We start from the raw sequence: 14,417 nt of genomic DNA, 5'->3' as shown, positions 1-14,417 counted from the left end.
ATATGACGGTGTAATAAGGACTGAATTTTTGCTTTGCGACTGGATAAGTCATTAATCTATATAGAAAAGATCGGCGGCGATCCCGTCACTAAGGAATTTTCCTTTGGCGGTAATATGAAAAGTGTTTTCGATCTTTTCCATGAGTCCGTCATCCAGAAATTTACCGGTCTCCTTTAAAAAATGATTACGGTATTTTTCTCCAAATTTCTGCTGAATATCATCTGTGGAAACACCAAATTTGGTTCGCAGCCTGGTCATTACATATTCGTTATAGGAATCGGTGATAGAAAGCTTTTCGGTTTGCTGAGGTAGATTTCCGGATTCAATGGCTTTTGTATACAGCATATTATTACTGATGTTCCATCTTCTGGAAGTGCCATCATAAGAATGTGCTGATGGGCCAATTCCCAGGTAAGGTTTTCCCAGCCAGTAAGCCATGTTGTTTTGAGAATGATAACCCGGTTTTCCGTAATTCGAGAATTCATAATGCTCAAACCCGTTTTTGGTGAGCTTGTTTACCAGAATATCGAATTGCTCCCGGTAGGTTTCATCTTCAACCGGTTTTACTTTTCCTTTTTCTATGAATTTTTCAAGAGCGGTTTTTGGTTCTACGGTGAGCGCGTAACTTGAAATATGTGGAATATCAAGCTCAAGGGCTTTGTCTAAATTCTCTATCCATTGTTCATTGGATTGCCCGGGAATCCCGTAAATAAGGTCGATGCTTATATTATCAAAATACTGCTTCGCTATTTTCAGGGAACTCAATGCTTCCTCAGAATTATGAGCCCGGTTCATCAATTTAAGATCCGCTTCAAAAAATGACTGAACTCCAATACTTAATCGATTCACAGGAGATGCATCAAGCATTTTGATCACTTCTTCTGAAAGATCATCGGGATTTGCCTCCAGCGTGATCTCGGCATTTTCTGAAACATTGAAATGTTTAAATATCGTTTTGAAGATAAGTTCTAATTCTTCTGAATTTAAAAGGGAAGGGGTTCCACCACCAAAATAGATGGTTTTAATTTGCTGTCCTATCTCGTCCTTCCTAAGTTCCAATTCCCTGCAGAGCATTTCCACCAACTCGGTTTTCTTCTTTGTTGAGGTTGAAAAATGAAAATCACAATAGTGGCACGCCTGCTTACAAAAAGGAATATGTATGTATATCCCAGCCATTATTTGACTTTATCAGGGTTTTGTTTGATAAAAGCATCCCAGCCTGTATAGCTTTTTCCAATTTCGGTCTTGCCGGAATTATAAAAATGACAAACCGCGGCAGCTAGGCCATCGGTGGCATCCAGGTTTTTGGGAAGCTTCCCAATATTCAGCTGACTCTGCAACATTTTTGCAACCTGTTCTTTACTGGCATTCCCGTTTCCGGTAATGGCCATTTTGATCTTTTTAGGTAGGTATTCGGTAATAGGAATTTCTCTTGAAAGTCCGGCGGCCATAGCCACCCCCTGCGCACGTCCCAGTTTGAGCATAGACTGAACGTTCTTTCCGAAGAAAGGAGCTTCAATGGCGATCTCATCAGGATGGTAAGTGTCGATAAGTTCAATAGTGCGTTCAAAGATCAGTTTCAGCTTTTTATAGTGATCACTGTATTTGCTCAGTTGAAGTTCATTCATCTGGATAAAACTCATCTTTTTATTTTCCACTTTGATGAGGCCGAAACCCATAATAGTAGTTCCCGGGTCGATGCCAAGAATGATCCTTTCGCCTTTCAAAACTGATTTTTCCAAAGATTTGCTCACAAAAATTACCTAATTTGGGACTTTCACAAAGCTAAACAATTCTGCACTGCCAGCATCAAACTTATCGGTTATGCTTTTGCTGATCTTATTCGGACTCATAACAGCAGCCTACCTGGGGCTCATTATTTCCTTTCTTTACGGATGGAAGCGAATGCCCGATTTTCAGTTGAAAGGTCTTTCCGCGGAAAATACTTTTTCTATAGTCATTCCTTACCGCAATGAAGCCGGGAATTTACCGGCACTTTTAAGATCGTTGTCCGGAATTAAGTATCCTACCGAAAAATTTGAGATCATTCTTATAAATGATGCTTCCAAAGATAATTCCAGGGAGATCTGCGAAACTTTTTTGAAGGATTTTCCTTCGTTCAATATTCGTTTGCTTGAAAATAATAGGCAGACCAATTCTCCTAAAAAGGATGCGATAAGAACCGCGATAGAAAGTTCAGGCTTTGACTATATCGCTACTACCGATGCCGATTGTGTGATCCCCGCTAATTGGCTGTATTTTTTTGATGAGATGATCAGAGAAAATAATTCTGAAATGATCGCAGGGCCGGTTGGATTTATTCAAAGGACAATAAAGAAACCATATTTTCAGAATTTTGAAGAAATGGATTTTATGAGTCTTCAGGCTTCCACTATTGGAGCTTTCGGGATCGAAAAGGCCTTTATGTGCAATGGGGCAAATCTTTGCTATAAGAAAGCCCTATTTAAAGAAGGATCAGGTTTCTCAGGGAATGAAAATCTGGCCAGCGGAGATGATGTGTTCCTGTTACAGGATTTTCGAAAAAAGGGTAAAAAAGTATCCTTTATAAAATCTGAAAAAGCGGCGGTTTTTACCAATTATCAAAAGAGTCTTCATGGTCTTATTCAACAACGGATTAGATGGGCAGCTAAAACATCTGCCTATACAAGCTTATTTGCAAAATTTACCGGGTTTATTGTTTTTCTGATGAACCTGTCCCTGATAGTTTTTACCGTATTGGCTTTTATGGATCTGTTTTCTTTTCAGTATTTAATGCTGATCTTCCTCTTGAAATTCAATGCCGATTTTATGCTCATTTTTAAAGCAGCGAAATTTATGAACCGGGAGAGCTTAATGCGTCATTATTTCTGGTGCAGTATCGCTTATCCGTTTTTCAGCGTGTATGTTGCAAGTCTTTCGCTTTTTAAAGGTTATGAATGGAAGGGGAGAAGGTTTAAACGGTAATTGAAAATTGATGATTGATAATGGATAATTGAGAATGGAATTCCAACACTACGTTAGAAATATCAAAATTAAATGAATAGTACTTCGTCATGCTGTCCCGATGCTTCGGGAGTTTCAGCATCTCAACCAAAGAGCCTGAAACAAGTTCAGGGTGACGTCAGCTTAAGAGAAGAAACTTAAATTTTTAATTATGAACTATTATATACTCAATTACAAACTAGCCGATAATTATCTTCAGGACCGAGGCCAGTATAGGGCAGAACATCTTGGGATGGCCAAGGAAGCTGCCGAAAAAGGTGCACTTGTCCTGGGTGGAGCACTTGATGAACCGGCAGATGAGGCATACCTGATCTTTCGTAGTGAAAATGATGAAGTAGCAACTAATTTCGCCGAGAATGATCCTTATGTAAAAAACGGACTTATCAAGGAATGGAAAGTTAGAAAATGGAATGCTGTGGTAGGGAGTAAAATTGAAAGTTGAGAATGAGATTTCTCACTTTTTTGAAATTACAAGAAAGACCTCTCTGCGAGGAAGTGTAACGACCGAAGCAGTCTCAAGTTCACGATTATGAGATTCCTTCGACTGTGCCTCGGAATGACATAATACAATAGTTGAGACTTCGTCATGCTGTCCCGATTCTTCGGGAGTTTCAGCATCTTTTTGAGACCCTGAAACAAGTTCAGGGTGACGTTTCCAAAATCGACTATACTAAAATCTCTTTATATTCTAACTTCGTCCTTCTGATTTCGTACTTTAATTTATTCTGCTTTAACCACTACAGGCATTTTGAAGACCGTGGAAACCGGGATTCCTCGTTTGCTGGCAGGATAGATCTTGGGAAGGGAATCTATGCTTTGTCTTAGCCATTGTTCAATTTCGGGTAACTGATTAGTTACCGTGGTATCAACTTTTATGGAATCTATTTGCGGCTTTCCTTCCTTGGTGATCTCGAGATATATGAAAAGAGTGTCATTAATGCTTTCGGTAACTACGGGTTGCTGACTGGACAAAAAGGAATAGATAGTTGTGGCCACCTGTCTTTCAAAACAATTTTTGGCGGCAGCAAGTCCGTTGGCATTCTTGCAATTTTCGAAAGCGGGATACTCATCTACTTCCTTCCAGTTAAGGGAACGGGATTCCTGCTCCAAAACCTCTTCAGAAGAGATCTTCTTAGTTTCAAAATTGCAGGAAGTTAGTATTAAAGTAAATACAAAAAGTAAAACTTTTTTCATTGGCAATCCACTTTCGGATTCCAAAAATAGTGAATTATAGCAGGTTAGTAAAAATTGAACAGATTAAAAATTAACAATTAGTTTTCTATAGCCTTTAGATCCATTTTTTGAATTTGATGCTGCCAGTTGGTAGAATTTACGTCGAGCTCTTCAGAATATAGCAAAAAGCGCTTGGTTCTGGTATTTGCGGGATGAAAAGCGCTGATCAATTGATTGTTGATATCCATGATAAAACCCATTTCCAGATTCTGGTCGGCATAGATTCTATAGAGAACACTGTCTTCTAGGAAGGCTTTCTTTCTGGAGGCATAGTCGCTCATTTCTTTCTTGACCTCGTTCGCTTTAATGAGTTTGTCTTCCAGATAGACCTGGCGATCTGCATTAATATAAACGTCTACTGTAAAAATTTCTTCAGGTTCCTGTTGAAAAGGTGAATTCGAAACGAAAAACGAAAGTAGGATTAGGATATAATTCATAATTAAAACAGCTATTTAGAAAGATGGATCTCTTTTTTTAATTCACTAATTCTATATTCTGCTATGGATAGCATGTCTTTGCGACCATATTCGGCATACTTTACCACGAAATCCTGGTAAAGTTCCAGGACAGCTTGTTTATCCTCGAAATGTCCATCGGCGGTAAGGGCAAGTTCGATCATGGCACGTTCATTTTCAGGATTCTCTTCCAGCGCCTTTTGAAAGCTTATATAAGCACTTCTGAAATCTTCCTTGCGTTTATAAACCAGTCCCAGGTTTAAAAATTCAGTATCTGATGGTCTGTTCTTAATGAATAAAGCCATCATAAAATGCTCCTGTGCTTTTTTGGTATTGTCTTTTTTCAGGTGAAGAACCCCAAGATTGGTATGTACCATGCCGTTCATATTATCTATCTCCAGCATTTTGTTATAGATCTGGATAGCCTTATCTGTCTGCCCCGATCTTCGATAGGCCGAAGCCAGTCGTTCCAGTATGAATTCTGAACCTTCCCCAAGTTCAAGTAGTCTTTCAAATGGTTTGGCAGCTTCTTCAAACTGAAGGGTGGCCAGGTAGGCCTGCCCAAGGATGGAAAGCAACGAAGCATTATTAGGCCTTGATTCTAATCCGGTACTGCTAAGGTGGATTGCGTTATGAGGTTTTCTGTGTTTTAGTTCATATTTGGCGGTCTTATATAAAGCTGCCTGGTGCGTGGAGTCTAAACCCACCGTTTTAAAAAAGTAATCCATGGCCGAGCTGTCTTTTTTTTTCTCTTTGGCCAATCCAATTCGGTAAAGAAAACCAGCATTGTCAGGATATTTTTCACTTAAACTGCTGAAAAGGCTATCGGCCTTATCCAGTTTTCCAGATTCCAGTAAAAGTTCCCCATATTCCTGCGCAGCCAAGACGAGGGCAGGATTTAGTTCCAGAACTTTTTGATAGTTCTCGAGGGCCTGATCATTCTGATCTATACTTTTCTGAATCTGGGCAAGCCGGAGGTATATCTTTCCGGTCTTAGGGTCGGTTTGTTTTAGTAGCTCAATTGCTTCAGTGTTTTTTCCTACGGTAGCAAGGCTGTCGGCTACCTGAAAATTACCCTTCTGTGGAAAGAGGGTGAATGTGCTAAAAAAGCAAAGGCTGAAAATAATTCTGGTGATCATGATCCTAATAACTTATTAAGTTGTTCTTTTAATTCCGGGTCTGTAGGCCTGGGAGCAATATGGTTCCAGATATTTCCATCCCGGTCTACTAATACATATCTTGGAATGGAGGTTACGGCATAATCTTTCATTAGCTCTTTGTCTTTCCCAGGTTGAAAAAGCTGAATTCCGGTCATTTTATTCTTTTCCAGAATAGATTCAACTCTTTCTCTATTACTGGTGATCGCAATAGAAATAAATTTCACATCCTTATTTTCAAAATCCTTTTGTAATTTTTTAAACTCAGGCATGTCTTCGATACATGGCTTACAGGAGTTGCTCCAGAAATCCAGGTAAACCACGCTTCCCTTGAAGTCTTTAAGAGCAACGGGTTCTCCTTCAAGATTGGTTAACTGAAATTCAGGGGCGGGAAAGCCCTTTCCAATTTTCTTGAGTTCATAATATTTCTCGGTAAGCTCATTTCGCTTTGTTCCAGCTTCCAAAAACTGCTGGGACTTCTCGTAATAGCCGTCTGGGTCCCGCATACGCGGCAGATCGAAGATTCCTGCAGTATAAAATACCTCTTGCTTTACTTTCGGGTTTTTTGATGGAAAATCTTCCGAAAGTATATATTCCCAGGTTTCCATATCCGTTTTACTTGCCTTCACATTAGCATAGCTCCATAGTAATACCCGGAATCTGTCTATGTTTAAAAGCTCCTCGTTGTTCAGGTCAATCTCCGAAAGTGGAGCAGGATAGTTTTCAGACGGTTCATAATCCTTTTCATTTCTTGGTCTCACGAAAGTATAGGTGAGTAATTGATTTGCTTTCTCAATTTTAGCGATATTTAATTCGTTAGATCTGAAAGCCTCCGGCAGGTTCTTTAAATTTTTGACAAGCTCAGAAAACACAGAATATATGGAATCGTTCAACCTAAGAAATTCCTTCTCCGTTAGCTTTCCGTAAGAGAAAGGAGAGAAATATGGCCTTAACTCCCTATTCTTACCTTCCCTCACGGCAATATAGCGGTTGATATCTGCCAGGTCTCCTTTAAAAGTTGTCGCGGTATCCAGATTATTTATTTCCAGCCGACTATTAGCTTGCAGGTAGATCTTGTTTACTTTATTGTTTGAACTTAACTCATAATAACCCTTAGGGATGTTAATTGTGTCTAGGAGGATTGAATTTTCGCCAGTATAGGTGATAATGGTATCAGGTTGATCATATAATTTGTAGCGTGGATCTGTTTTTAAAACGACCGTATCTACTGGTTTATCGTGAGTAACCTTTAGAATGATCCCATCTTTATTTGATTGGACAGAATTTTCAGAATTTCCACAGGAAGTCAGCAAGCCAAGAATGGCAATTACGAAAAGAGAGCGCATAAAATGATTTATTTAAAAGCCGGAACGGGAGCTCCGGCTATAAAATTTTGATGAATATAAGGGTTTAAAATCTTTTCATTGGTTTTAATGGCCATTCGCATGGAAAACATCATCCTGGTAGATCTTATGTTTATTTTTAAAACTTAGCCTTTTTTGCTTTCTTTTTCCGGCACTGCAAATTCGATAGGTGAAGAATACATGATCGCAACATTTTTGCCTTTCATTTGCGCTGGTTTCATTTTAGGGAGATTTTTTATTACCCGGTTCGCTTCGTTTTGCAAGGCTTCTCTTTTTTCGGAATCATCTGCTAAAGATCTGGACCGTACTTTATGAACCTCTCCGTTTTCATCAATTTTGAACTGGACAATGATTCGTGTCCTTCCTTCAATATTCAGTTTTTTCCCCAGGCCAGTGTTGAAATTTGTATTTACATGATTGGTGATCTTTTCCACCGTACAATCTTTTAATTGATCTCCCTTAAGATTTTCACATCCCGGGTAAGCCGGAGCCTCATCTACTACCGCGAAGGGAATGGCATCCTCTTCGAAGGATCCTTCTTTTTCCTGGCAGAATCCGGAAAGACTTAACAGGGAGAGACAAAATGAAAGAATGAGACTTGTATTTAAATTTTTCATAATAAGATTTTTTAAGATTATTCAGCTACCTGAAAGGCAATTGGTAAAGTATACATCACACTAACCGGTCTACCGTTTTGTTTTCCCGGAATCATATCGGGGATTTTGGCGATAACCCGTTTAGCTTCTTCTTCTAGTTCAGGATGGTCAGCTCTTGCTTTTATATCTACGATTTTTCCGGTTTCATCTATTCTGAACATTACAATCACCCGGTTAACTCCGGTAAGACCTAATTTTTCTCCAAGAGAGGTATCGAAATTTTTATTGACAAAAAGGGAGATTTCTTTAGAAGTACAATTTCTTCTCGCATCGTCAACCCATTGGTCACATTCTTGAAATGCCGGTACTTCGTCTATTACAGCAAAAGGCACTTCAGATTTACCGTCATACATGCTATTGTCAGGTTTTCCTTCTTGCTGAATATTGTTTTTTTCAGGAGCATATAGGTTCATATACATAGTATATTCCTGGCCATTCTTTTTAGATACTTCCATTTTTTCATATCCTTCCGGAACTTCTTCAGATCTTGAATGAACCGAGTAATTAATTTTATCTCCTTCATAGTCAATAGTTGCCCAACTCACATAATCGGGATTTTTAAAAAGGAAATCTTCATATTTCTCATGAACTCGTTGTTTAGACGGGGACATTTCTTCCCCTTTATCCAGGGTGTAACTGTATTGAGATAATGAAGAATCTAAATCATCATTTTTCAGTTCATCTGAACAGGCCACATAAGTAAGCATGCTCAGCATTAACGGAACAATTAGAAGGAACTTGAATTTCGATAGTTTTGATGATTTGTTTTTCTGTAACATGAGTATTCGTTTTTTGATTAATGAATGATTAAAAAATTGATTGATAAATGAAATATTCTGAGTGCTGAAAACGGTATTCAGCAACTGCTGATAATATGATTGCTTGTCGGTGGTCTTCACCACTTCATCATCTGCGATGAACTCGTGCAGCCCGGCGATGCGTGACTGGTAGATATAGACAAGCGGGTTAAACCAGAAGATGATCTTCATGATCTCAAAAAAGATGAGATCCAGGCTGTGTTTGTGTTTTACATGTACCAGTTCATGAGAAAGGATCTGGTTTTTCTCATTTTCAGAAAGCTGATCTCCTAGGAAAATGGTATAGAAAAACGTACAGGCGATATTAGAATTTGGTACTTCGATGATCTTAAAATCCTTCTCTTCGGTAATTTTTCTGAATCGGAAAAGCCGGTTCAGGCTATGATATTTTTTCAGGAAAAGGAAGAAGCTCACTGCGAATCCAACCAGGTAGCTAAGAAGCCACCAGTTTATCTCCATTCCGGAGTTTGCTTTCGCAGCGGTCTCAGTGCCAATTTCAGTAGCAGGTTTATTACCTATAAATACTTCAGGCAACAAGATGCCGGTGTTCTGGGGTACGGCTTCTACCAGAAATTCCAGTTTCAAAAAGGGGATGAGAAATGCCAGAACTGGAGTAGCCAGTAAATAAAGCCGGTTGTAATTGAAAAAAGTTTCATTTTTCAGGAAAATCTCGAAAACGAGTAAAAATCCCAGCTGAAATAATATGACTTCTATTATATATGTATACATCACTTATCTTTTTCTTTATCGATCTCCTTTAAGATCTTTTCCAGCTCCTGCGTACTTAGATCGTTCTTCTTCATAAAAAATGAAACCATACTTTTAAACGAACCATTGAAGTAGTTGTTCATCAATTGATTGATGCTTTGGTTGCTGTAGGTCTCTTTTTCAAGTTTAGGGAAATAGATATATCCCTTTCCCTTCTGGCGATGATCTACAAATCCCTTGCTCTCCAGTATCCTCACAATGGTAGAAACCGTGTTGTAAGCAGGTTTTGGCTCGGGCATATGTTCTATAATTCCCGCAACATTCGCTTCTTTAAGCTCCCATAAGATCTGCATGATCTCTTCTTCTGCTTTGGTGAGTTGTTTCATTTTTATGAATTTGTTTCTGCTAATATAAACTAATTATTTAGTTTGAACTAATCTTTTAGTTTAAAAATGTTCTGAAGTTGATTATATTCGTTAATCAAAATTGAAAAATGGAAATAATCTTATTAGTTGTTGCCGGCGCATTTATGATCCTGGGAGTATTAGGAAGTTTTTTACCGGTACTTCCCGGTGTGCCTTTAAGTTGGATAGGTTTGCTAATATTTTACCTGATCCCCGGTATAGAAATGAATTATCTTTTTCTGGCGATAACTTTGGCCGTGACTATAATAATTTATGTTTTAGACCTGGTAATCCCGGCACTGGGCACCAAAAGATTTGGTGGTAGCAGGAAGGGGATGATAGGAGCCACTATAGGTTTGATCGTGGGGATATTCGCGCCGATTCCTTTCGCTATTTTAATTGGTCCTTTTGTTGGAGCATTTATTGGTGAGATTATAAATAAAAGTGATTCCAGAACTGCCGGAAAAGCAGCTTTTGGATCTTTCGTGGGTTTGCTGGCCTCCAGTTTTATGGAGTTTATCGTGACCTTCGCCTTTCTTATTCTTTTCCTTTATCAATTCTGGACCTATAAAGCACTCATTTTCTAGAGACTGTTAATTTTCAGAAACCTTTAATTAGCCTTACTTTTGCGAAAAATATCAAAGTGATGCTGGATTTTATTATTGTAGGTGCTGCACAGGCCGGTTTGGCCATGGCTTACTATCTTAAAGAGCAGGGGAAAGATTTCCTGGTCGTGGATAAGGAGTCAGAGATTGGTGCATCCTGGCTTAATAGATGGGATTCGCTAACTTTGTTTACTCCTTCAGAATTCAATAATATGCCCGGGATGGAGTTTCCGGCAGAAAAAGGTCATTATCCTTCCAAGACCGAGGTTGCAAAATATTTTAAAGATTACGTTGAAGAATTTGATTTTCCAATTCAGCTGAACACCCTTATTGAAAATATATCAAAAGAGTCCGGTCATTTTATTCTGAAGAGTCCGCAGGGTGATCTTGAAGCCAGGAACGTGGTTATCGCCACCGGACCTTTTCATATTCCTTATACACCTCCATTTTCTAAAAAGATAGACGAGGATATTTTCCAGATACATAGTAATTATTACAAGAATCCGAATCAACTTCAGGAAGGTAAGGCGATGGTAGTTGGTGCTGGAGATAGCGGATTCCAGATCCTTGATGAGGTTTCTCAGGATGACCGCGGTGTTTATTTTTCGGGTACCACAGATGTAAAAGTGCTTCCGCAGGAAATATTAGGGAAGACCTTATGGTGGTGGTTCACAAAATCTGGATTCTTGAGCTTTAGCAGGGATACCTGGCTGGGGAGAAAGATCTCTAAATCCAGGCAGCCGGTGATTGGAACTCCGGTAAAAGAAATTCTGGAAAGAGACAATGTGGAGCCGGTAGGAAAAACAAAGAATGCCGAAGGAGAGTTAATAGTAACCGAAAAGAAAAAGATCAAGGATCTGAGGAATATCATCTGGGCAACTGGTTACAGGCCCAATTTCAGCTGGATTGAAGGTTTGGAGCTGGCCAAGAATGGTTATCCCGAGCATTACCGGGGTGTTAGTAATATTGAAGGGCTTTATTTTATTGGATTGCCGTGGCTACATACCAGGGGCTCTGCTACTTTAGGCGGAATAAAAAAGGATGCAAAATATCTTTCAGAATACATTATTAAAAACGGAAGCAATTAATAATATAAGTGTGGTTTAATTCTGTATTTTAACAAATATTGTGTAAATTTATAAGGGTATAGGTTAAAACTATACCCTTATTTTTTTCGTAAATATTTGATATGCGTCTTACCCTGTTTCTAATATTGACGATTCTATGTTCGAATTTTAATTCGATCAATGCCCAATTCTATCAAACAACTTCAGCAAAAATTAGTTTTTTTTCATCTGCACCTGTAGAGGATATTGAGGCGGTATCTACAGAAGGTATTTCGGTTATCAATTCTAAAAATGCAGCTATTTCTTTTAAGGTAAAGATGAGGTCTTTTGAATTTGAAAAGTCCTTAATGCAGGAGCATTTTAATGAAAATTATGTGGAAAGTGAAAAATTTCCGGAAGCGAGTTTTAAAGGTGAAAGCAGTAGTTCCATTGATCTGGAATCGACAGTTCCTCAAAACATCGTTTTCAAAGGAGATTTTACCGTGCATGGCGTTTCCAGGAAAAGGGAACTTCCCGCGACCATTACGATGCAGAATAATGGTAAAACCTTGACACTGGAATCCCGATTTGAGGTGGCCTGTAAAGATCATGATATTAAGATCCCCAAGATACTGTGGGAGAATATTGCCGAAGTTATAGAGGTAACTGTAAATGCCAATTATCAAATTATTACACAATGAAAAGAATTTTACTGATTCCGGTTTTTTTGATCTGCGCTATAATTCAGGCTCAGGATGTAGATAGTATCATGGCAGATATTTCTGAAGAAAAAGACTATAAAGTTCAGGCTACATTCAAAAGTCCGCGACTTGTTCTATTGCAGACCAATGAGACTCAAAAGGCGAAGAATCTCGCTTTTTGGGTAGGGCATAGGTTTGGAGATATTGGCGGTGAGTTTGGAGGTTCGAATACTTTATTCGGTCTGGATATCGCAACCGATCTTTATCTGGGGTTTGATTATGGAATTACCGATGCTTTAACGGTTGGAATAGGCCGAAGCAAGTATAATGAATCCTATAGCGGACTTGTGAAGTACAGGTTGCTTTGGCAGGAAGAAAATGGGTTGCCGCTTTCTGTTACTTTATTCGGCCAGAGCAGTTGGATTACCCGCGAGCCTTTCTCCAGAAATGAATTTGATAAGGAATCTGATAGGATCTCACATTTTTTTCAGGTGATTCTGGCAAGAAAATTTAGTCCGGGAGTTTCTTTGATGCTTAACCCTGGTTTTTTGATACGGCCTGAAGCTCAAATTCAGGATTTTGAAGATTCAGAAAATCTTTTTGCGCTTGGATTTGGTGCAAGGGTAAAGATCTTTAAAAGAATTTCGATTATAGCAGATTATACCATAGTAAACGGTTTAAGCAGGCCAGATGATCTGCAAACAGATTATTACAATCCGTTTGGAGTAGGCGTGGAAATAGAGACCGGCGGCCATGTTTTTGCGTTAAACTTCCAGAATTCCCAGGCTATAATAGCTAATAATTTCATACAGAATACCACAAAAAGCTGGTCTGACGGTGGAGTAAGGTTTGGATTTATGATATCGAGAAATTTCAATCTGGGTCCAAAGAAAATAAGTAACTGAATTTTGATTTAATAAAGGCGTAATTATGAAAAGAGGTGAATTTTTGGTTAAAGGAGTCTTGTTAGCCTGTTCCGGGGCATGTGCCTTATCTGCATGTAGTTCCAGCGATGATGGTGGTGGAACTACCAATCCTCCGGGAAATGGAGGTGGGCCAACCACGGTATCGGTGAACTTATCAAGCCTGGCAGATATAGGTGATCAGGTTACTAGCAGCGGAGTTTTGTTCTTTCGTATTGGTGAAGGTAATACTTCGGCCGATTTCGTTGCTACAGAAGCTGTTTGTCCGCATCAGGGTGGTCAATTAGTTTGGGTAGAAGATGAGGGGTATATTGAGTGCCAGCTGCACTTTTCCCGTTATGAGGAAGACGGAGATGTAATTCGTGGTCCTCAGGGTGAATCTGGAACCACCAGGAGTTTAAGGGTGTATTCAACCTCCATAAGTGGTGGAAGCATTACTGCAACGGTAAGTTAGAAGAGGTTAATATCCAGTTGGATTTTTCCGGAGTATCTCCGGCAAAGAACTTATTGGTTTTTAGGACCTGGTAGTTTTATCATTCTGCTTTCTTCTATTACTTTTGCAGCTATGATAATTACAGATACCCATACACATTTATATAGCGATGCCTTCGATGAGGATCGCAAAGCAGCTATCCAGAAAGCTATAGATAATAATATCAAAAGATTTTTTATCCCGGCCATAGATTCTGAAACCACTCAGAGTATGTATGAGCTGGAAAAGGCTTTTCCAGATAATGTCTTTTTAATGATGGGGCTTCACCCAACGCATGTAAAGGAGAATTTTGAAGAAGAACTTAAACATGTAGAGGAGGAGCTGGATAAAAGAAAATTCTACGCCGTTGGGGAGATCGGGATAGATCTTTACTGGGATAAATCTACCCTGGATATTCAGAAGGAAGCTTTTAAAAGACAGATCCAGATGGCAAAAGACAGGGATTTGCCTATAGTCATCCATTGTCGTGATGCCTTTGATGAGATCTTTGAAGTGCTGGAAGAGGTGAAAGACGACAAGCTCTTCGGTATTTTTCATTGTTTCACCGGAAACCTGGAACAGGCCAAACAAGCGCTTTCTTATAATATGAAACTGGGAATCGGTGGAGTGGTTACTTTTAAGAATGGCGGAGTAGATAAATTTATTAGCGAGATCCCATTGGAGGAGATCGTTCTGGAAACAGATTCACCTTACCTGGCACCGGCGCCTTTCCGCGGAAAAAGAAATGATCCCGTATATATTCTAAAAGTTGTTGAAAAGCTGGCCGCCTTATATGATTTACCAATTGAAGAAGTAGCTGAGATAACTACAAAAAACTCAAAGGAAGTTTTCGGAATTTAAAGCTGTTAAAG

Annotated in this window: 17 protein-coding genes; 8 read left to right on the top strand and 9 right to left on the bottom strand. The window is 39.1% G+C overall.

The annotated features are described in order from the left end of the window. Positions 1-51 precede the first annotated feature (51 nt). Both hemW and ruvC read right to left on the bottom strand, forming a co-directional pair. Positions 52-1,176: a radical SAM family heme chaperone HemW gene (gene hemW / locus C8P64_RS02860; RefSeq protein ID WP_108170541.1), complete on the bottom strand. Its 1,125-nt coding sequence runs from the start codon at positions 1,174-1,176 to the stop codon at positions 52-54. Then, positions 1,176-1,727 (bottom strand): crossover junction endodeoxyribonuclease RuvC, encoded by a 552-nt coding sequence (ruvC, locus tag C8P64_RS02855; protein WP_108171254.1) that lies wholly within the window; start codon positions 1,725-1,727, stop codon positions 1,176-1,178. Before ruvC ends, hemW begins: the two co-directional genes overlap by 1 nt. A gap of 97 nt (positions 1,728-1,824) precedes the next feature. Here ruvC and C8P64_RS02850 point away from each other — a divergent pair, with 97 nt between their 5' ends. Further along, on the top strand, positions 1,825-2,964 hold the full coding sequence (locus C8P64_RS02850) for a glycosyltransferase family 2 protein (protein WP_108170540.1): 1,140 nt from the start codon (positions 1,825-1,827) through the stop codon (positions 2,962-2,964). A gap of 190 nt (positions 2,965-3,154) precedes the next feature. Continuing rightward, positions 3,155-3,445, top strand: coding sequence for a YciI-like protein (locus tag C8P64_RS02845; protein WP_108170539.1), 291 nt, complete (start codon positions 3,155-3,157; stop codon positions 3,443-3,445). A gap of 278 nt (positions 3,446-3,723) precedes the next feature. Here the strand turns inward: C8P64_RS02845 and C8P64_RS02840 are convergent, their stop codons facing one another. From C8P64_RS02840 to C8P64_RS02810, 7 genes are all read right to left on the bottom strand, one after another. After that, positions 3,724-4,197, bottom strand: coding sequence for a hypothetical protein (locus tag C8P64_RS02840; protein ID WP_108170538.1), 474 nt, complete (start codon positions 4,195-4,197; stop codon positions 3,724-3,726). Positions 4,198-4,274: 77 nt separating this feature from the next. Next, complete coding sequence (locus C8P64_RS02835) at positions 4,275-4,673, bottom strand: ExbD/TolR family protein (protein WP_108170537.1); 399 nt, start codon at positions 4,671-4,673, stop codon at positions 4,275-4,277. An 11-nt stretch (positions 4,674-4,684) separates the two neighbouring features. After that, complete coding sequence (locus tag C8P64_RS02830) at positions 4,685-5,830, bottom strand: tetratricopeptide repeat protein (RefSeq protein ID WP_108170536.1); 1,146 nt, start codon at positions 5,828-5,830, stop codon at positions 4,685-4,687. Next, complete coding sequence (locus tag C8P64_RS02825; protein WP_108170535.1) at positions 5,827-7,194, bottom strand: TlpA family protein disulfide reductase; 1,368 nt, start codon at positions 7,192-7,194, stop codon at positions 5,827-5,829. Before C8P64_RS02825 ends, C8P64_RS02830 begins: the two co-directional genes overlap by 4 nt. A 143-nt stretch (positions 7,195-7,337) precedes the next feature. Next, positions 7,338-7,829 (bottom strand): energy transducer TonB, encoded by a 492-nt coding sequence (locus C8P64_RS02820; protein ID WP_108170534.1) that lies wholly within the window; start codon positions 7,827-7,829, stop codon positions 7,338-7,340. 17 nt (positions 7,830-7,846) lie between these two features. Then, the gene (locus C8P64_RS02815; protein WP_170106621.1) at positions 7,847-9,415 is read right to left on the bottom strand and encodes a M56 family metallopeptidase; all 1,569 of its coding nucleotides are present in this window, start codon (positions 9,413-9,415) and stop codon (positions 7,847-7,849) included. After that, entirely contained in the window at positions 9,415-9,780 is a 366-nt protein-coding gene (locus tag C8P64_RS02810; RefSeq protein ID WP_108170532.1) for a BlaI/MecI/CopY family transcriptional regulator, read from the bottom strand. Before C8P64_RS02810 ends, C8P64_RS02815 begins: the two co-directional genes overlap by 1 nt. Positions 9,781-9,887: 107 nt before the next feature. On the opposite strand from C8P64_RS02810, the gene C8P64_RS02805 reads away from it, so the two are divergent. From C8P64_RS02805 to C8P64_RS02780, 6 genes are all read left to right on the top strand, one after another. Beyond that, a complete protein-coding gene (locus C8P64_RS02805; RefSeq protein ID WP_108170531.1) occupies positions 9,888-10,385 on the top strand; it encodes a DUF456 domain-containing protein in 498 nt (165 codons plus the stop codon). Positions 10,386-10,444: 59 nt separating this feature from the next. Next, positions 10,445-11,491 (top strand): flavin-containing monooxygenase, encoded by a 1,047-nt coding sequence (locus tag C8P64_RS02800; protein WP_108170530.1) that lies wholly within the window; start codon positions 10,445-10,447, stop codon positions 11,489-11,491. Between the two features lie 101 nt (positions 11,492-11,592). Continuing rightward, complete coding sequence (locus C8P64_RS02795) at positions 11,593-12,150, top strand: YceI family protein (RefSeq protein WP_108170529.1); 558 nt, start codon at positions 11,593-11,595, stop codon at positions 12,148-12,150. Further along, a complete protein-coding gene (locus C8P64_RS02790; protein ID WP_108170528.1) occupies positions 12,147-13,055 on the top strand; it encodes a DUF5777 family beta-barrel protein in 909 nt (302 codons plus the stop codon). Before C8P64_RS02795 ends, C8P64_RS02790 begins: the two co-directional genes overlap by 4 nt. Positions 13,056-13,080: 25 nt before the next feature. Further along, a complete protein-coding gene (locus tag C8P64_RS02785; protein ID WP_108170527.1) occupies positions 13,081-13,527 on the top strand; it encodes a QcrA and Rieske domain-containing protein in 447 nt (148 codons plus the stop codon). A gap of 111 nt (positions 13,528-13,638) precedes the next feature. Further along, positions 13,639-14,406: a TatD family hydrolase gene (locus C8P64_RS02780; protein ID WP_108170526.1), complete on the top strand. Its 768-nt coding sequence runs from the start codon at positions 13,639-13,641 to the stop codon at positions 14,404-14,406. Positions 14,407-14,417: the final 11 nt, after the last annotated feature.

The sequence above is a fragment of the Christiangramia gaetbulicola genome (assembly GCF_003054225.1).
Lineage (GTDB): Bacteria > Bacteroidota > Bacteroidia > Flavobacteriales > Flavobacteriaceae > Christiangramia > Christiangramia gaetbulicola.
Note: the sequence above shows the minus strand (reverse complement) of the source record. Positions and strands in the feature narration are given on the sequence as shown.